The sequence below is a fragment of the Microbacterium sp. LWS13-1.2 genome (genome assembly GCF_040144835.1).
In the GTDB taxonomy this organism is placed as follows: Bacteria; Actinomycetota; Actinomycetes; order Actinomycetales; family Microbacteriaceae; genus Microbacterium.
The window spans coordinates 3966792-3985256 of sequence record NZ_CP151632.1 but is presented as its reverse complement, the minus strand read 5'-3'; the positions used below and the strand labels follow the sequence as shown (position 1 = coordinate 3985256).

Below are 18465 nucleotides of genomic sequence, written 5' to 3'. Positions count from 1 at the left end.
TCGCAAGCTCGCTCAACGACCGTGCAGTGATGCTCATCGAGCGATCGACGTTCGCTCCCGCCGCGTACCGTGGGAGCATGCGCGTCTGCCTCGCCTCGACCTCGCCCGCCCGGCTCATGCTGCTGGGACAGTTCGGCATCCGTCCGCTCACGATCGCCCCCGACGTCGACGAGGAGGCTTTGATCGCCGCGGTCGAGGCGGCCGAGCAGCGCGCGCTGGCTCCCGACGAGCACGTGCTCTTACTCGCTCGGCGCAAGGCGGCCGACGTGGCCGCGAGGCTGCGCGACGACATCCCGGGATTCGACGGCATCGTCATCGGCGGCGACTCGATGTTCGAGCTCGACGGCGAGGTGCTCGGCAAGCCGTACACGCCCGAGAGCGCCGCGGCCCGCTGGCGGGCGATGCGCGGGCGCAGCGGCGTGCTGCACTCGGGGCACGCCGTCGTTCGCATCGAGCCGGGCGAGGCGCCGCGCGAGGTGCATGCGACGGCAGCGGCATCCGTCTCCTTCGTGGACGACGTGACGGATGCCGAGATCGACGCGTACGTCGCGAGCGGCGAGCCGCTGCACGTGGCCGGTGCGTTCACCGTCGACAGCCTCGGCGGGGCCTTCATCGAACGCGTCGAGGGCGACCCCTCGACCGTCGTCGGCATGTCGGTATCGACGCTGCGCCGGCTCGTCCGGGAGGTGGGCGTGGAGTGGACCGCGTTGTGGCACACGTCCGATCCGTCGCTCGGTCGGTCCGAGACCGATCCGGTCACGCTGTAGGAGGCACCTCCGACGGGCGACCGGCGTTGTAGTAGGAATCCCACGTTTCTCGTCGGTTCTTGTATGAACCGGTCAAAAGCCCCGGTGGTGCCGTCGGTAGGCTGGCATCCATGCCCCAGATCGCCAAGGTTCTCATTGCCAACCGCGGCGAGATCGCCGTTCGCGTCATCCGCGCCGCCCGCGATGCGGGCAAGGCGTCTGTCGCCGTCTATGCCGACCAGGACCGCGACGCCATGCACGCCCGCCTCGCCGACGAGGCATACGCGCTCGAAGGCTCGACCAGCGCCGAGACGTACCTGTCGATCGACAAGATCCTGTCGGTCGCCCGCCGCTCCGGCGCTGACGCCGTGCACCCCGGGTACGGATTCCTCGCTGAGAACGCCGACTTCGCCCGCGCCGTGATCGGCGCCGGGCTGGTGTGGATCGGCCCGTCACCCGAGGCGATCGAGGCCCTCGGCGACAAGGTGACCGCCCGCGCGGTCGCCGAGAAGGTCGGAGCTCCCCTCGCACCGGGCACCCCCGGCCCCGTCGCAGGCGCCGACGAGGTCGTCGCTTTCGCCGAAGAAGTCGGTCTGCCCATCGCCATCAAGGCGGCGTACGGCGGCGGCGGGCGAGGCCTCAAGGTCGCCCGCACGATCGACGAAGTGCCAGAGATGTTCGAGTCGGCCACGCGCGAGGCGATCACCGCGTTCGGTCGCGGCGAGTGCTTCGTCGAGAAGTACCTCGACAAGCCGCGCCACGTCGAGACGCAGTGCCTCGCGGATGCCGCCGGCAATGTCGTCGTGATCTCGACGCGCGACTGCTCGCTGCAGCGGCGTCACCAGAAGCTCGTCGAGGAGGCGCCCGCGCCGTTCCTCTCGGACGAGCAGAACGCCATCCTCTACGACGCGTCGAAGGCCATCCTCAAGGAGGTCGGCTACGTCGGTGCGGGCACCTGCGAGTTCCTCATCGGCGCCGACGGCACGATCTCCTTCCTCGAGGTCAACACGCGCCTTCAGGTCGAGCACCCCGTGTCGGAGGAGGTCACCGGCATCGACCTCGTGCGCGAGCAGTTCCGCCTCGCCGAGGGCGAGGAGCTCGGCTACGACGACCCGATCGCCGACGGCCACTCGATCGAGTTCCGCATCAACGGCGAAGACCCGGGGCGCGGATTCCTCCCCCAGCCAGGGCCTATCCACGTCTTCAAGACCTTCGGCGGCCCCGGCATCCGTCTGGACTCCGGCGTCACCGCCGGCGACAGCGTGTCGGGAGCCTTCGACTCGCTGCTCGCGAAGATCATCGTCACCGGCCGCGACCGCGCCGAGGCGCTCGAGCGCTCGCGTCGCGCCCTCGACGAGTTCGAGGTGTCCGGGCTTCCCACCGTTCTGCCGTTCCACCGGGCGGTGGTCCGCGACCCCGCGTTCGTCGCGGCAGACGGCCGGTTCGGCGTCTACACGCGCTGGATCGAGACCGAGTTCGTGAACGACATCCCGCCGTGGGACGGCGAGCTCGACGCGCCGGCGCCCGCCGAGGCACGGCACACCGTGGTCGTCGAGGTCGCGGGCAAGCGCCTCGAGGTAAGCTTGCCCGACCGCGTGGTCACCGCACCCGGTGTCGCCGGTCGCCCTGCCGCCGTGCCGCCGTCGCGGCGCTCCCACGCCCCCACCGTGGTGGCGGGCGCATCGGGCGACGCGGTGAAGTCGCCCATGCAGGCGACCATCGTCAAGGTCGCCGTCGAGGAGGGCCAGCAGGTCGTCAAGGGCGACCTGGTCGTTGTGCTCGAGGCGATGAAGATGGAGCAGCCCATCCAGGCGCACAAGGACGGCGTCATCGGTGCGATCAACGCGAACCCCGGCACCACGGTGTCGGCCGGTCACCAGCTGCTGACGATCAGCTGATCCGGCGGATTCGCTCGGCGCCTGCGCGTGCTGCCAGGGTGTGACCCATCCCTTTTCGGCCGATGAACTTCCGGCTCACACACCTCGTGCGAGGCACGTCGCTCCACCTGCCAGGAGTGTGAGCAGCATGTTCAGCGACAGCAGTCACCCACGCCGTGTGAGCAGCGGCACGCCCACGCGCGCCGTGTGAGCCGGAAGTTCATCGGCACGACCCCCACACCCGTGTGAGCAGGAAGTTCATCGGAGCACACACACCGGCCCGCACGCACGCACGCACGCACGCACCGCACCGCACCGCACCGCACCGCACCGCACCGCACGGCAGTGTGAGCCGGAAGTTCATCGCCACGACACCCCACACCGTGTGAGCAGGAAGTTCAGCGAAGCAGACACACCGCACCGGAAGTGTGCGCCGGAAGCTCATCGACCCCACAGAGGGTGTCTGCGGGCGCGGCGGTGGCAGGATGGCCGAATGGATGCCTCGACAGCGGCAGCGCCGGAGGTGTCGGCCCTCGCCATCAACCTCGTGATCCCGCCCGAGCTGCGCTGGCACGACACTCGCCGCGGCGAGGAGTTCGAGCTGCAGACCCTGACCGTGCGGCTGTTGCCCGACGGCAGCCTGGCGGTGAAGGCCTACGGCCGCCCGGTCGCCGGCGGACGCGGGGCATACGTCTCGTTCGCGATGCCCGACCATCCCGAGCTGCGCGCCGTCGTCGACGCCGGCGCGAACCGGGCCGCGGAACTGTGGCGCGCGAACAGCGGACTCGGCTGACGGCGCGATGACGGATGCAGGCTGCCCACGGCATCCGTCAGTCCATCGCGCGTCAATCCACCGGTCGTCGCCCCCCGATCCTCACCCGCGGATGAGTGCGCTGATGCGCTCGCCTTCAACAGGTCAACCGCGCCTCTACAGGAGACCCGGCTCGCACAAGTCCTGTGGAGCCGCGGTTGACCTGTGGAAGGTGCGACGAGGCGACATTTCCGATGATGCCAACCGCGCCGCGAGCCGGGCGGATGCTGTGCCGGGCGGCCACGGACGCGGCGCGCAGCATCGCCGGCGAAGCGGCGATGACGGGTGCCGCCGGCGGGACGGATGCCGCGCGCCCGCGGCATCCGTCAGCCCGGGTTAGCCGCCGTAGACGTTGTGGTCGACGACGTGCATCGCGCGGGCGGCGTCGGTGATACTGCCCGACAGCGACGGGTAGACCGCGAAGACGCGAGAGACCTGGTCGACGGTGAGACGGCGCTCGACCGCGATCGCGATCGGGTAGATGAGCTCCGAGGCGCGGGGGGCGACGATCACGCCGCCGATGACGGTGCCGCTGCCCTCGCGGGCGATGAGCTTGACGAAGCCGTCCTTGACGCCCATCATCTTCGCGCGCGGGTTGGCGGCCAGCGGCAGCTTGTGCACGACGCCGTTGATGTGGCCGTCCTCGATGTCCTTCTCCTGCCAACCGATCGTCGCGATCTCGGGGGCGGTGAAGATGTTGGAGGTGATGCGGCGGCGCTCGAGCGGGATGACGACATCGCCGAGCGCGTGGAAGATCGCGGTGCGGCCCTGCATCGAGGCGACGGACGCAAGCGGCACGAAGGTGGTGCAGTCGCCGGCGGCGTAGATGTTCGGCACCGACGTGCGCGCGACGCGGTTGACCTGGATGTTGCCGGACTCGGTCATCTGGACGCCGGCCTCTTCGAGGCCGATGCCCGTGGTGTTGGGGATCGAGCCGACGGCCATCAGGCAGTGGCTGCCCTCGACGGTGCGGCCGTCCGACAGCGTCACGACGACGCCCTCACCGGTGTTCTCGACCTTCTCGGCCCGCGACTTCGACAGCAGCTTCATGCCGCCGCGCTTGAAGACGCGCTCGAGGACGGCAGCGGCATCCTTGTCCTCCCCCGGGAGCACCTGGTCACGGCTGGAGACCAGCGTCACCTTCGCGCCCAGGTTCATGTACGCGCCGGCGAACTCGGCGCCGGTCACGCCCGATCCGACCACGATGAGGTGCTCGGGCAGCGCGCTCATGTTGTACAGCTGCGTCCACGTGAGGATGCGGTCGCCGTCCGGCTTGGCGCTGGCGAGCTCGCGCGGCGACGAGCCTGTCGAGACGACGAGCGTGTCCGCCTCGATCCGGTCGAAGTCGGTGCCGCCGGGGCCGGTCGACACCACGACGGCATGGTCGCCCTCGAGTCGCCCGTGACCGGAGATGATGCGGACGCCCGCCTCGACCAGCGACGCGCGCATGTCGTCGGACTGCTGCCGGGCGAGCGTGAGCAGGCGCTTGTTCACGGCGCTCAGGTTGATCGCGATCTCGGGCTTGAGGGGCTTGCCGTCCTTGCCCTTCGCGAACAGCTGCACGCCGAGGTCACCGGCTCCGGCGATCGCGACGGCCGCGTCGGCGGTAGCGATGAGCGACTTGGACGGGACGACGTCCGTGATGACGGCCGAGCCGCCGATGCCGGCCCGTTCGACCACCGTCACCTCGGCTCCGAGCTGGGCGGCGGCCAGCGCCGCGTCGTAGCCTCCGGGTCCGCCGCCGAGGATGGCGACGCTCTGGGTGGTCTCGAAGCTGATCGACATGGATTCCATTCTCCCCTGCCGGATGCCGCGGCGACGACACATACGGCGACACTCCCGAAGACCCGGCGCAGCGCACTCGCTGGCCCTTGTGCCCGCCGGTTCCTAAAGTGGTGGCATGTCAGACACCACCGGCAATCCTCTCGACGACCCCACGGCCGACCCTTTCGAGGTCGCCGCCGCCGCCGCGGAGGACATCGCCCGCATCACCCGCGTCGAGCGTCACGACATCGCGTTGACCCTCGGAAGCGGCTGGGGCAAGGCCGCGGAGCTCCTCGGCGAGACGACCGCGACGTTCCCAGCGACACAGGTGACCGGCTTCAGCGCTCCCGCGCTCAGCGGTCACGTCGGGACGCTGCGGAGCATCGTCACACCGAAGGGCCGCCGGGTGCTGGTGATCGGCGCCCGCACCCACTACTACGAGGGCTACGGCGTGCGACGGGTGGTGCACAGTGTGCGCACGGCCGCCGCGGCCGGAGCCCGCACGATGGTGCTCACCAACGGCGCCGGGGGCATCAAGCACACCTGGACGCCGGGTCGGCCGGTGCTCATCAGCGACCACATCAACCTCACCGGCGACTCGCCGCTCGAGGGTGCCACGTTCATCGACCTCACCGACCTCTACTCGCTCCGCCTGCGCGACCTGGCGCGATCGATCGATCCGAGCCTCGACGAAGGCGTGTACTGCCAGTTCCGCGGACCCCAGTACGAGACTCCGGCCGAGGTGCAGATGGCGAAGGCGATCGGCGGGCACATCGTCGGCATGTCGACGGCGCTCGAGGCCATCGCCGCACGCCAGGCCGGCATGGAGATCCTCGGCTTCTCGCTGATCACCAACATGGCCGCCGGCATCCAGAAGACGCCGCTCAGCCATCAGGAGGTGCTCGACGCCGGCCGCGAGGCCGAGCCCGTCATCTCGTCGCTCCTCGCCCGTGTGATCGGCGCGCTGTGAGCGGCGCGGAGGTTCCGGCCGCGAGCCCGGACGTGCAGGAGCCGGCACCCGAGAAGGTTCCGGCGGGGTCGGATGCCGCCACCGGCGTGCTGGAGCGCGCGCACGCGTGGCTCGCGCAGGACCCCGACGGCGAGACGCGCACCGAACTGCGAGCGCTGATCGAGGCCGCGGAGTCCGGCGATCCGGCGGCCGCGGACGAGCTCGTGGACCGCTTCTCGACGCGCCTGGCGTTCGGCACTGCGGGCCTGCGGGGCGCGCTCGGCGCCGGCAGCAACCGCATGAACCGCGTGCTCGTCGCCCAGGCGGCCGCGGGTCTCGCCGCGTATGTGCGCGAGCAGACCGGGCTTGGGCCCTTGGCGTCCGCCGCGACGGACGCCGCCGGCACGGAGGCTGATGCCGACGGCGACGTTGCGGCGCAGGACGCGTCGGTGGACCCGGAGCACGCTGACGCGGCTGTCGCCGAAGGCACAGCGGATGCCGCCGCCGAGCGCGTAGCGGATGCCAGCGCCGAGGGCGCAGCGGATGCCGCCGGGGGCGCTGCGGAGGCACCGGACGCCGCCGCGGAGGTCGAGGCGGGGACCGAGACACCGGATGCCGCCGCCGCAGCGATGCCCGACGCACCGGAGCTCACCGAGCCGCCGTCCACCGATGCGCTCGAGGCGGAGGGGCCGGAGGTTCCCGGCATCCTCGACGAGGCCCCGATCGTGGTGATCGGCTACGACGGTCGTCGCAACTCCGACGTGTTCGCGCGCGACTCCGCCGAGATCTTCGCCGGCGCGGGCCTGCGAGCCATCCTGCTCCCCCGCCTGCTCCCGACCCCCGTGCTCGCGTTCGCGGTGCGGCACTTCGGCGCCGCGGCCGGCGTGATGGTGACCGCGAGCCACAACCCGCCCGACGACAACGGCTACAAGGTGTACCTGGGCGGCGCCGACGACGGCTCGCAGATCGTCTCACCCGCCGACGCCGAGATCGCCGCGCACATCGCACGGGTGGCCGAGGCCGGCGACATCAGCACGCTCCCCCGCTCGCTCGCCTTCGAGGTGGCCGCCGAGAGCGTCGTCGACGACTACATCGCGGCGACCGCCGCCGTCGCCCCGGCGCCGGCCGGAGCGGACGGTCTCACCTGGGTCTACACCGCGATGCACGGCGTCGGTTGGGAGACGCTGTCGCGCATCGTCGAGGCCGCCGGCTACCCGGCGCCGGTGCCGGTGTCGGCGCAGCTCGAGCCCGACGGCGCCTTCCCGACGGTCGCGTTCCCGAACCCCGAGGAACCGGGCGCGATGGATCTCGCCTTCGACGCCGCCCGCGAGACCGGCGCCGAGCTCGTGATCGCCAACGACCCCGACGCCGACCGGCTCGCCGTCGCCCTGCCCGACGACTCCGCCGAAGGCGGCTGGCGACGGCTGACCGGCAACGAGATCGGCCTGCTGCTGGGGTGGCGCGCCGCGCAGCTCGCGACGGCCGACGGCCCGGCCCCCGACGGCGCATCGCTCGCCTGCTCGCTGGTCTCCTCCCCCGGCCTGCAGGCCGTCGCCGAGCACTACGGCCTCGACTTCCACGCCACGCTGACCGGGTTCAAGTGGATCTCCCGCGCCCCCGGCATCGTGTTCGGATTCGAGGAGGCGCTCGGCTATCTCGTGAACCCGGGCACCGTGCGCGATAAGGACGGCATCTCGGCCGCCGTGGCGATGCTCGGCATGGTGACGGAGGCGCGCGGTCGTGGCGCGACGCTCGGCGATCTCCTCGCCGAGTTCGAGGAGCAGTTCGACGCCTTCGCGAGCGACCAGGTGTCGATCCGCGTCGACGACGTGTCGCAGATCTCGAGCATCATGGCGGCGCTGCGGGCGCGGCATCCTGAATCCATCGGGGATGTCGCGGTCGACCGCATCGACGATCTGCAGGACGGGTTCGACGACCTCCCGCCGGGCGACGTCCTGCGGCTCTGGCTGGCGGACGGCTCGCGCGTGATCGTGCGGCCGAGCGGCACCGAGCCCAAGCTCAAGCTCTACCTCGACGTGCGCGGCGAGTCCCGCGACGACGCCGCCGCGCGGGTCGCCGCGCTCGCGGACGGCGCCCGGGCGCTGCTCGTCGAGTACGGCGGCTGACGCGCCGCCTCCGGTCGTTGAGCGAGCGAGACGAAACGCGCCGGACGATCGCAGAGACTTCGCCGCGTTTCGTCTCGGCCGCTGCCGCTCCCTCGCTCAACGACCGCAACCTCGCCGCCCCCGGTCGTTGAGCGAGCGAGGAACGAGCGAGACGAAACGCGCCGGACGATCGCAGAGACTTCGCCGCGTTTCGTCTCGGCCGCTGCCGCCCCCGGTCGTTGAGCGAGCGAGGAACGAGCGAGACGAAACGCGCCGGACGACCGCGAAGACTTCAGCCCCTCGTCAGCGCAGCACGAAGTGGCCGGGCGTGATCTCGGCGAGCGCGGCGCCGTCGGGCTCGAGGCCGACCGGCTCCGGTCGCGTCGAGATGCGCTCCAGACGGCGTCGCGCCTGCACGGGTTCCGTCGACAGCGCGGCGTCGAGGAGATGGCGCGTGTAGGGGTGCTGCGGCGACGCGAACACCTCGGCGGTCGGGCCGAGCTCGACGATGCGGCCGCGGTTCATCACGGCGGTGCGCGTCGCGATCTCTCGCACCACGGAGAGGTCGTGCGAGATGAACAGGTACGTCAGCGCGAGCTCGCGCTGCAGGCGCAGCAGCAGTTCGGTGACCTGCGCCTGGATCGACATGTCGAGCGCCGAGAGCGGCTCGTCGCACACCACGAATCCCGGACGCATGGCGATGGCCCGCGCGATCACGATGCGCTGTCGCTGACCGCCCGAGAACGCGCGCGGACGACGGTGGACGGCGTCGCCGTCGATCCCGACGGCGGCGAGCGCCTCGATCGCCTGCGCGCGCGGATCCGCGTCGGGGGCGAGCACCGTGAGCGGCTCCAAGACGTTCTGAAGCGCCGTGCGGTGCGGGTTCAACGACGAGAACGGATCCTGGAAGATGACCTGCATCGACCGGTGGTAGGGCGCGCGCCGGGCACGGGCGAGCGTCGTGAGCTCGACCCCGTCGTACGTGACGGTGCCGCTGGTCGGCTCGTCCATCTGCAGGATGCAGCGCCCCAGGGTCGACTTGCCGCTCCCCGACTCCCCCACCAGGGCGAGCGTCTCACCGCGGCGGATGGTGAGGTCGACGCCGTCGACGGCGCGCACCGTGCCGGTCGTGCGTCCCCAGGCGTTGCGCAGCGGGAAGGTCTTCACGAGTCCCTCGACCCGGACGAGATCGTCCGTCGGCTGCCCGGTCATGCGTCCCCCTCCCCTGCCGATGGCGCGTCGGGCGCGGCATCCAGCAACTCCCTCGTGTACGGATGCTGCGGCTCGCGGAAGACGCGCTCGACGTCGCCGGACTCTACGATGCGACCGTCCTTCATCACGAGCACCTCGTCGCAGACGGCCGCCACGACGGCGAGATCGTGCGTCACGATGAGCACCGTCAGCGAGCGCTCGGCCTGCAGGGCGCGCAGCAGCGCCAGGATCTGCGCCTGGATCGTGGCGTCGAGCGCCGTCGTCGGCTCGTCGGCGAGCAGCAGCTCCGGCCTCGCGAGGAGGGCCATCGCGATCATCGCGCGCTGGCGCATCCCGCCCGACAGCTCGTGCGGGTACCGCGACAGCACACGGTCGGGCTCGGGGATGCGTACCGCGACGAGCGCTTCGCGTGCGAGCGCCGTCGCCTGCCGCCGCCCGACGCGCTGGAACCGCTGCGCGACCTCGGTGAGGTGCGCGCCGATGCGCACGAGCGGGTTGAACGAGGTCATGGGGTCCTGGAAGACCATCGCCGCCGGCAGCCGCTCCCGCGACATCGCCGCGGTGACCTCGCGGCCGTCGAGGAGAACGTGGCGCCACTCGCGCGTGGCGCCCTCGGGAAGGATGCCCATCAGCGCGCGCAGCAGCATCGTCTTGCCCGACCCGGACTCGCCGACGATGCCGACGACGCGGCCCCGCGGCACCTCGAACGACACGTCGTCGAGCACGCGCACGCGACCGCCGGTGCGGCCGGCGAGGTCGACGTCGAGGCCTTCGACGCTCAGCAGCACGTCACCGCCGGGGGAAGTCGTCGCGGGGACCGTCATGACGCACCCCCTTCACTGACCGACTGCCGCAGCGCATCGCCGAGCACATTGAACGACAGCACCGTGAGCAGGATCAGGATGCCGGGGATCAGCGCCAGGTACGGCGCCGTCTGCAGACTTCCCTGCGCCGACTCGAGGAGGCTTCCCCACGACGCCATCGGCGGCTGGATGCCGAGGCCGAGGAAGCTCAGCGCCGACTCGGTGAGGATCGCGGTCGAGATGCTCGCCGTCGCGGCGACGATGATGGTCGGCGCGGCGTCGGGCACCACGTGCCGCCACATCACGAGCTCGCGCCGCACGCCGATGTAGCGCGCGTAGCGCACGAACGTGCGCTCGCGGAGCGTCAGCGTCTCGGCGCGCACCAGGCGGGCGGTCGCCATCCACGAGAACGCGCCGATCACGAAGATGATGGTCCAGAGCCCCGGCTTGAGGAACACGCTGGCGACGATCACGAGCACCATCCACGGGATCGACGACAGGAAGTCGACGAACCGCATCAGCAGGTCGTCGATCCGGCCGCCGGCGTACCCCGCGACGAGGCCCACGACGACGCCGATCGCGGTGGCCGCGATCATCGCCAGGATGCCGACGGTCAGCGAGATGCGTCCGCCGTAGACGACACGCGAGAAGTAGTCGCGCCCGAGCTCGTCGGTGCCGAACCAGTGCGCGGCGCTCGGCGGCTGCCAGCGGATCGCGAGGTCGGTCGAGGTCGGATCCAGCGGCAGCAGCGGGGCGAGCAGCGACACCGCACCGACGACGACGAGGAACGCGATGGCCAGCAGGGCCGCCACCGAGCGGAACGACCGCGCGCGATGCACGAGGGTGTTCGCATCGATGGCGGCGGCGACGTTGGGAGTGGTGGCGGTCATGAGCCCGCTCCGATCCGGATACGCGGGTCGACGACGACGTAGAGGATGTCGGCGATGAGGTTTCCGACGATGACGAGCACCGCGGACAGCAGCAGCACCGCGAGCACAACCGGGTAGTCGAGGCTTCGCGTCGCCGTGAGGAAGTAGGGGCCGATGCCGGGCCAGCCGAAGATCGACTCGGTCACGATGGCGCCGGTGACGAGGATCGGAAGTGCGAGACCCAGCTGCGTGATGATCGGCAGCATCACGTTGCGGCCGACGTGGCGGGTCAGCACCTGACGGCGCGAGGCGCCGAAGCCGCGCTGCACCAGCACGTAGTCCTGCGAGAGCTGGCTGATGGTCGCGGAGCGCACGTACCGGGCCAACTCGGGGAAGAACGCGACGACGAGCACCAGGAACGGCATCACGAAGTGCATCAGGAAGTCGACCGGATCGCCCTGCTTGCCCACGGAGTGCATGCCGATGATCGGGAACCAGCGCAGCTGGTAGCCGAAGACGTAGATGACCAGGAGCGCGAACCAGAACGACGGCGTCGCGATGCCGATGCCGGCGAGCCCGTCGATCGTCTTGTCGACGATCGTGCCCCGACGCGAGCCGGCGATCAGGCCGAGCACCACGGCGATGACGAGGGCGGCGAGGTAGGCCGGCGCCACCAGCATGATCGTGTTCGGGATGCGGGCGGCGAGCTCTTCGGCGATCGAGTGCCGGCTCACGAGCGAGTACCCCAGGTCGCCTTGCAGCACGTTGACGAGCCAGAGCCCGTACTGCACGACGATCGGCTGGTCGAGGCCGTAGCGGGCGCGCATCGCCGCCTCGGTCTCCTCCGACATCTGCGGCGTGGTGATCGCGTCGACGACGTCGTAGGGCGCCGCGTGCAGCAGCAGGAAGACCACGAATGTCACCAGGAGCAGCATCGGGATGACCTGCAGCAGGCGGCGCAGGATGTAGACCGCCATCGTTCTCCTTTCCCCACGAGGGCGACGGATGCTCGGACTCGGCGCAGCCGGGTCGCCGGGAGCGACCTGCCGAACATGACGACGTCACGGGCACCCGTGGCGGGTGCCCGTGACGTCCGTCGCTCACTGCTCGGTGAGAAGCCCGAAGTTCTCGAAGGTGTAGATCGGGACGAGCTTGGCGTCCTCGACGCCGCCGATCCGCGGGTTCACAGCGAGGATCTTGAGGTTGTCGGCGAGCGGGAACACCACCGCGTCCTCGGCGATCTGCGCCTGCAGATCGGCGTAGATCGACGCACGCGCGTCGGGATCGAGCTCGACGGCGCCCTGGTCGAACAGCGCGTCCGTCGCCGGGTTCGAGTACGAGAAGTAGTTCGCCGAGGCGCCCGTGCGGTAGAGCAGGCTGTACGCGTCGGGGTCCTGGCCCATGATGTAGCCACCGAGGAACGCGTCGTACTGCGAGTCGGCGCCCTTCTGGATCTCCTCGAAGACCGCGGCCGGCTCGATGCCCGCGAGCTCCACGGTGATGCCGGCATCCTGCAGCTGCTGCTGGATCAGCGTCGCCTCGGTCGTCTGCGCGGGATCGGAGTTCGCGTACGCCAGCGTGAGCGTGAGGTCGGACACGCCGGCCTCCTCGAGGAGGGCGGCCGAGGCATCCGCGTCCTGCTGGTACTGCTCGACGTCCTCCGTCGCGTAGGCGTTGCTCGGCGGAAGGATCGTGTAGGCGTTCTCGTAGTAGTCCTCGCTGAGGAACGCGCCGGTGTTGATCTCGTCGCGGTCGAGGGCGAAGAAGATCGCCTGGCGCACCTTCGGGTCGGTCAGCTTCGCGGCGTTGAGACCGAGGTAGGCGACGCGGCCCTCGGCGTACGGGTTCACGTTCAGCGCGGCACCCTCGAGCTCGGCGACCTGGTCGGGGGTCGCGAACGAGGCGTCCACCTCACCGGTCTGCAGCGCCGTCTTGACCGTGTCGGCGTCCGACACGATGCGCAGCGTCACCTCGGGGATCTTCGGCGCCTCGCCGTAGTAGTTCTCGTTCGCCTCGAACGTGAGGTACTGGCCGCGCTCGTACTCGGCGAGCTTGTACGGGCCGGAGCCGACCGCGATCGGGTCGAGCTCCGAGACCGAGAAGTCGGTGACGTCGCCGTACACGTGCTCGGGGATGATGTACGTCTCGGTGGCGATATTGCTGAGCGCCGCCGCGCTGACGCTGGGCAGGTGGAAGACCACGGTGCGCTCGTCGGTGGCCTCGGCGGTGATGGGCTGGTCGCCGATCCACAGCAGGTCGGCGTTGCCGTTCTCGCGGACCGCCTTGTTCGTGTAGGTGAAGACGACGTCGTCGGCCGTGAGCGGCTCGCCGTCGGACCAGGTCAGGCCGTCCTTCAGGGTGACGGTGACCGACAGGCCGTCGTCGGCGGGCTCGATGGACTCGGCCAGCTCGTTGACGACCGTGCCGTCGCCCTCGACGCGCGCGAGCGGCGAGTACACGAGGTTCGTGACCGTCAGGCCCCAGCGGTCGCCGACGTTGATCGGGTTGAGCGATGTCGGGTCGCTCGCGATCGCGTAGGTGAACTGTCCGGTCGCCTCGGCGCTGCTCGTCTCGGGTGTCGCTTCGCCCTGCGCGCAGGCCGCCAGTCCGATGGTCGCCGCCAGTGCCAGTGCGATGGGGGCGATCACTCGCCGTCTCGTCTTTACGAGCTCTTGGGTCTTCATCGTGGTTGGAGTCCTCTTCGCTGTGCATGCGCCCGAATGAACGCACCGTTCGAGCCTAGGTCGGCCCCCGAGCGGGAGGCTCCGATCGGCCGAACAATTGCGAAGTATGTCGACGCGGCGACAAGCACATCGAGCCCTAGGCTCGGAGGATGCTGCTCACCCTGCCCATCGCGCTGGAGAACGCGTACGTGCGCCTCGAACCGCTCGCCCCCGAGCACGAGGCCGACCTCGCCGCGGCCGCGGTCGGCCTGGAGCACACCTGGTACACGTCGGTGCCGCGTCCCGACGGGGTCGCCGCCGACATCGCGCAGCGGCTGGCGTGGCGCGACGAGGGCCACATGAACCCGTGGGCGGTCCGCCGCCTGGACACCGGACGCGTGGTGGGCACGACGACCTTCTGCAACATCGACCAGCCGAATCGCCACGTCGAGATCGGGCACACCTGGCTCGGCCGGGAGGCGCAGCGCACCGCGGTCAACACGGCGTCGAAGCTGCTGCTGCTGGGCCACGCGTTCGAGGCGTGCGACGCGATCGCAGTCGAATTCCGCACGCACTGGCACAACCTGCAGTCCCGCGCCGCGATCGCCCGGCTCGGCGCCCGGCAGGACGGCGTGCTGCGCAACCACCGGCTCGGTCCGGACGGCACGCTCCGCGACACCGTCGTGTTCTCGATCCTCCCCCACGAATGGCCCGCGGTGCGCCTCGGCCTCACCGAGCGCCTCGCCCGCGGCTGACCCGGCCGCTGCGGCGTCTGCTGACCCCGATGCTGCCGCGTCGGTTCGCCGTGGTCCGCGGCATCCGTCGTTCCTCCCCTCCCCGCCCGGACGTTCCGGACGTTCCGGGTTTGGGGCGCACGGCGCGCGCTCCGAACGTTCGCCGTGGTCCGCGGCACCCGTCGTTCATCCCCCTCCCCCCGGACGTTCCGGGTATGGGGCGCACGGCGCACGCCCCGAACGTTCGCCGTGGTCCGCGGCATCGTCGTTCCTCCCCCTCCCCGCCCGGGCGTTCCGGGTTTGGGGCGCACCGCGCACGTTCGGGGCGCACGGCGCACGCCCCGAACGTTCGCCGCGCGCCCCAACTGCCGGATGTGCGGGACGGATGCCGCAGCCCCGGCGCCCTTCCTCCCCAGGCGGGTAGTTGTCCACAGGCCGCCATTCCGGCCCACACTGAGGCTGCGTTCGTCCGAGACTCGCGGTGTGGCTCACCTCGTCCTTCTCCGACGCGACGAACTTCTGGCGACGATGACGGCCCGGCAGCTCGACTCGGCCGTCCGAGCAGGCGAATTCATGCGCCTTCGCCTCGCGATCTACGTCCGCGCTGCGGACTGGAAAGCCGCCAAGCCCGAGATCCGCGTCGTAGCTCGCGCTCGTGCCCTCGCGCTCACCGCCGCGGCGCCGCCGGTTGCGTCGCACGAAACGGCGGCCGCCGCACATGGACTGCCTCTCTATCGGGCAGATCCCCGTCGCGTGCACGTCATCGCACCCGACGCACGACCAGGCGCCGCCGGCGGCGTGATCCGCCACCGCGGTGAACTCACGGACGGTGACGTCGTCGAGATCGACGGATTGACGGTGACCTCGCTCGCACGCACCGTGTCCGATATCGCGCGCACGGCCTCGTTCGAGCAGGCGGTCACTGTGGCTGACGCCGCGCTCCGCCAGCAATTCGTGAGTGGTCCGGGCGAGTACGACTTCGATGGCGCAGAACGATTCCGGCAGGCGTCGCTCGTGATCGCTCAGCGATCGGCCCACGGTCTCACGCGGGCTCGCCGTGTCCTCGACTTCGCCGATGGGCATGCGCAGCTGCCAGGCGAGAGCATCAGCCGGGTCCGGCTCCGCGAGATCGGCTTCCGCGTGATCGAGCTGCAAGTTCCGGTGCCGGGGCGAGGCATCCATCCGTACTTCGTCGATTTCGGTCTGGAGGACGCCCACGCCTTCGGCGAGTTCGACGGGGCGATCAAGTACGTCGACGGGAAGATCCTCGACGGCCGAACGTCGTCACAGGTGTTCGACGAGGAGAAGCAGCGCGAAGACTGGATCCGCGGGACCACGCAGCGCCCGTACGCGCGGTGGGGGTGGCCCCACCTCACGACGGCCGCGGACTTGAGAACGCGGCTCGAGGCTTTCCGCATCCGGCCTCCGCACTGACGCCCTACCCGGGTTTGGGGCGCACCGCGCGCAGTTGGGGCGCACGCCGCACGCCCCGAACGTCCGCCGTGCGCCCCAAACCCGAAGCCCCGACGCCCCTCCGCCGTGCGCCCCAAACCCGAAGGCCGCACCGCGCCGTGCCGTGCCGTCACTCGACACCGGGTCGCCGCATCCGTCCACTGCCGCGTTTGGGGCGCACCGCGCGCAGTTGGGGCGCACGCCGCACGCCCCGAACGTCAGCCGTGCGCCCCAAACCCGAAGCCCCCACCGCCGTGCGCCCCGAACCCGAGAAGAATGCCGGATGCCGCGGGTCAGCCGTCGATGACGGCGACGAGCTCGTCGAGGAAGGCGTTGAAGTCGGTGCCGCGGCGCACGATCCGCTGCACGCTGTCGCGCTCGCTGAACACCTCGACGAACTGCTCGAACACGGTCTGGAACGCCTCGCGATCGGTCTCCGAGAACGCGACGAGCGCGACGACCTGCACCCGCCCGTCGCCCCACGCGATCGAGGGGTCGGCGATCCCGATCGCGATGGCCGTGCGGGATGCCGTCATCTCGAGGGCATGCGGCACCGCCAGGGCGTCGGTGAACGCGGTGGACGAGAGTCGTTCGCGCTCGATCGTGCGCTCGACGTACGCGGCGTCGATCACCCCGCGCTCGAGGAGAAGCGCCCCGAGCGCACGGATCACCCCCTCCTCGCCGGAGGCCGCGGCATCGTCGAGCCCACGCACGAAGGCGGAGGGCTCGAAGTAGCGCTCGAGCTCGGCGCGCAGCCTCGCGAGCCGCCGCGAGCGACGGATGCGGCCTGCCGCGGCCTGGACGCGCTCGACGTCCGCGTCGGTGAGGAACGGCTGGATGCGCACGATCCGCTCCTTGGTCACGGGCGGGTCGATGGTGGTGAGCACGAGGTCGGTGTCGATCGACGCCCAGGCGGGATCGACGCGCGTCTCGACGCCGACGACCTCGATGGCCTGCCCGAGCGAACGATCGACACTGGAGCGCAGCAGCTCGTGCAGGTCGTAGTACCCCGGGCACACGATGGTCGCGGTCAGCAGCTGGTCGGCACGCCGGCTGCGCTCGAGGCGCCCGCCGACGTGCATCGCGATGTAGGCGATCTCGTCGTCGGGCAGCGGAATGCCGAGGCGCTGCTGCAGGCGGCTCGCGATGAACACGGCCACCTCGAAGATCATCGGATACGTCGACTTGAGCGAGCGCGTGAGCGGGTTGCGCGACCACGCCTGCTCCCGCGCGCGGTGCAGCAGGTTCTGGACGTGGAGCGCCAGGCGGACCACGAAGTCGTCGTGGGCGATGTCGACGAGGAACTCGTCGGCGGCGGCGGTCACGACGTCGCGCACCGCGGCCTCCACCTCGGGGTCGAGGGTCGAGGGCGCGGTGGCGGATGCCGTTCCCGCAAGTCCGTCGGGAGCGACGACGCGGGTGAGCACGAGGGTCGCCAAGTGCTGCAGGTCGGCGCTGCCGAGCCGCACGCCGAGATGCCGCTCCGAGAGCTCCTCGATGATGGCCGCCACCTGCGTCTGCGTGGGGCGCTCGCCGGCGTCCGAGCCGATCGCGTCGAGGGGCCGGTTGCGCGCGGTGCGGTCGGCGGCGATCGCGATGTGCATGACGACGTCGGCGATGCCGATCTCGTTGACGAACCACCCGAGCTCGCCCAGGCGCGCCACCAGCTCGGTCTTGAACGGGCCGAAGGCCTCGGCCCCGACCGACCCCTCGCCCAGCGTCCGCCGGAGGGCGGCGAGGTCGAAGGATCCGGCATCCATCTCGTCGTGGGCGAGCTTGCTGAGAAGCCGCCGCTGGGCACCCTCGGTGCCGCGCAGGCGGGCGCGCGACGCCGAACGCTCGAGGGTGAGCTCGGTCCCGCCGAGCAGCCCGCGCACCCGCGCGAGGTCGGCGTCGAGCGTCGCGGGTGAGACGTGCAGCGCGTCGGCGGTCTCGAACACGTCGATGCCGTCGGGGGCGTCGAGGAGTGCCCGGACAACGGTGTGGAGCCGGTCGCGCGGCGTGCCGGCGTCGCCGCCCGCTCGCACGGCGGCAGCGGCCTCGGCCCCTGCCCGATAGCCCTGCGGCCCCGATTCGACCGCCGTGCCCGGCGCCACGCGCGCGTTGGCGGCGGTCACGTAGGAGCGGATGCTGCGCGGAGTCACACCGAGGGCGTCGGCAAGGGCGGATGCCGTGACCCAGTCGCCGTCGCGCAGGAGCAGTCCGAGCACGCGATCTTGCCGGGCCCGGGTCACCTCCCCAGTCAACCACGCGCACGCCGACGCAGGCCCAAGGCGTTTCGTCTCGCTTCGCTCGCTCAACGACCGGAACCGGCGCCGGGAGCCCCAGCCCCAGTCGCTTCGCTCGCTCAACGACCGGAACCTGTCGTTGGGCAAAGCGCACGCGGCGAACCCGCGCACGCCGGACTCATGCCCGAGGCGTTTCGTCTCGCTCGTTCCTCGCTCGCTCAACGACCGGAACCCGTCGTTGGGCAAGGGGAA

Annotated in this window: 14 protein-coding genes; 7 read left to right on the top strand and 7 right to left on the bottom strand. The window is 71.0% G+C overall.

All coding sequences use genetic code 11. The annotated features are described in order from the left end of the window. The first annotated feature begins 77 nt into the window (after nucleotides 1-77). From MRBLWS13_RS18365 to MRBLWS13_RS18355, 3 genes are all read left to right on the top strand, one after another. Nucleotides 78-767, top strand: coding sequence for a nucleoside triphosphate pyrophosphatase (locus tag MRBLWS13_RS18365; protein WP_349429101.1), 690 nt, complete (start codon nucleotides 78-80; stop codon nucleotides 765-767). 110 nt (nucleotides 768-877) lie between these two features. Further along, nucleotides 878-2644, top strand: coding sequence for a biotin carboxylase N-terminal domain-containing protein (locus tag MRBLWS13_RS18360; protein ID WP_349426756.1), 1767 nt, complete (start codon nucleotides 878-880; stop codon nucleotides 2642-2644). 472 nt (nucleotides 2645-3116) lie between these two features. Further along, on the top strand, nucleotides 3117-3416 hold the full coding sequence (locus MRBLWS13_RS18355) for a hypothetical protein (RefSeq protein ID WP_349426754.1): 300 nt from the start codon (nucleotides 3117-3119) through the stop codon (nucleotides 3414-3416). A gap of 354 nt (nucleotides 3417-3770) precedes the next feature. On the opposite strand, the gene MRBLWS13_RS18350 is transcribed toward MRBLWS13_RS18355, so the two are convergent. Then, on the bottom strand, nucleotides 3771-5228 hold the full coding sequence (locus tag MRBLWS13_RS18350) for an NAD(P)H-quinone dehydrogenase (protein WP_349426753.1): 1458 nt from the start codon (nucleotides 5226-5228) through the stop codon (nucleotides 3771-3773). A 106-nt stretch (nucleotides 5229-5334) separates the two neighbouring features. On the opposite strand from MRBLWS13_RS18350, the gene MRBLWS13_RS18345 reads away from it, so the two are divergent. Together MRBLWS13_RS18345 and MRBLWS13_RS18340 are read left to right on the top strand one after the other, a co-directional pair. After that, nucleotides 5335-6168 (top strand): purine-nucleoside phosphorylase, encoded by an 834-nt coding sequence (locus tag MRBLWS13_RS18345; protein WP_308868280.1) that lies wholly within the window; start codon nucleotides 5335-5337, stop codon nucleotides 6166-6168. A gap of 86 nt (nucleotides 6169-6254) precedes the next feature. Next, nucleotides 6255-8273 (top strand): phospho-sugar mutase, encoded by a 2019-nt coding sequence (locus MRBLWS13_RS18340; protein ID WP_349429100.1) that lies wholly within the window; start codon nucleotides 6255-6257, stop codon nucleotides 8271-8273. A 282-nt stretch (nucleotides 8274-8555) separates the two neighbouring features. On the opposite strand, the gene MRBLWS13_RS18335 is transcribed toward MRBLWS13_RS18340, so the two are convergent. The 5 genes from MRBLWS13_RS18335 to MRBLWS13_RS18315 form a co-directional block, all read right to left on the bottom strand. Next, a complete protein-coding gene (locus MRBLWS13_RS18335) occupies nucleotides 8556-9464 on the bottom strand; it encodes an ATP-binding cassette domain-containing protein (RefSeq protein WP_349426752.1) in 909 nt (302 codons plus the stop codon). Then, nucleotides 9461-10288 (bottom strand): ABC transporter ATP-binding protein, encoded by an 828-nt coding sequence (locus MRBLWS13_RS18330; protein WP_349426751.1) that lies wholly within the window; start codon nucleotides 10286-10288, stop codon nucleotides 9461-9463. The genes MRBLWS13_RS18335 and MRBLWS13_RS18330 overlap by 4 nt, the downstream gene beginning before the upstream one ends. Further along, nucleotides 10285-11157 carry an ABC transporter permease gene (locus MRBLWS13_RS18325; protein ID WP_349426750.1) on the bottom strand — a complete coding sequence of 291 codons (873 nt, stop codon included), beginning with the start codon at nucleotides 11155-11157 and terminating at the stop codon, nucleotides 10285-10287. Before MRBLWS13_RS18325 ends, MRBLWS13_RS18330 begins: the two co-directional genes overlap by 4 nt. Continuing rightward, complete coding sequence (locus MRBLWS13_RS18320) at nucleotides 11154-12113, bottom strand: ABC transporter permease (RefSeq protein ID WP_349426749.1); 960 nt, start codon at nucleotides 12111-12113, stop codon at nucleotides 11154-11156. Before MRBLWS13_RS18320 ends, MRBLWS13_RS18325 begins: the two co-directional genes overlap by 4 nt. 123 nt (nucleotides 12114-12236) lie before the next feature. After that, nucleotides 12237-13784, bottom strand: a complete 1548-nt coding sequence (locus tag MRBLWS13_RS18315) for an ABC transporter substrate-binding protein (protein ID WP_349426748.1) — start codon at nucleotides 13782-13784, stop codon at nucleotides 12237-12239. 185 nt (nucleotides 13785-13969) lie between these two features. Between MRBLWS13_RS18315 and MRBLWS13_RS18310 the strand changes: the two genes are divergently transcribed. Continuing rightward, nucleotides 13970-14554, top strand: a complete 585-nt coding sequence (locus tag MRBLWS13_RS18310; protein ID WP_349426747.1) for a GNAT family protein — start codon at nucleotides 13970-13972, stop codon at nucleotides 14552-14554. 462 nt (nucleotides 14555-15016) lie between these two features. Beyond that, complete coding sequence (locus MRBLWS13_RS18305; RefSeq protein ID WP_349426746.1) at nucleotides 15017-15967, top strand: hypothetical protein; 951 nt, start codon at nucleotides 15017-15019, stop codon at nucleotides 15965-15967. Between the two features lie 311 nt (nucleotides 15968-16278). On the opposite strand, the gene MRBLWS13_RS18300 is transcribed toward MRBLWS13_RS18305, so the two are convergent. Continuing rightward, nucleotides 16279-18219, bottom strand: a complete 1941-nt coding sequence (locus tag MRBLWS13_RS18300; protein ID WP_349426745.1) for a PRD domain-containing protein — start codon at nucleotides 18217-18219, stop codon at nucleotides 16279-16281. Nucleotides 18220-18465 lie beyond the last annotated feature (246 nt).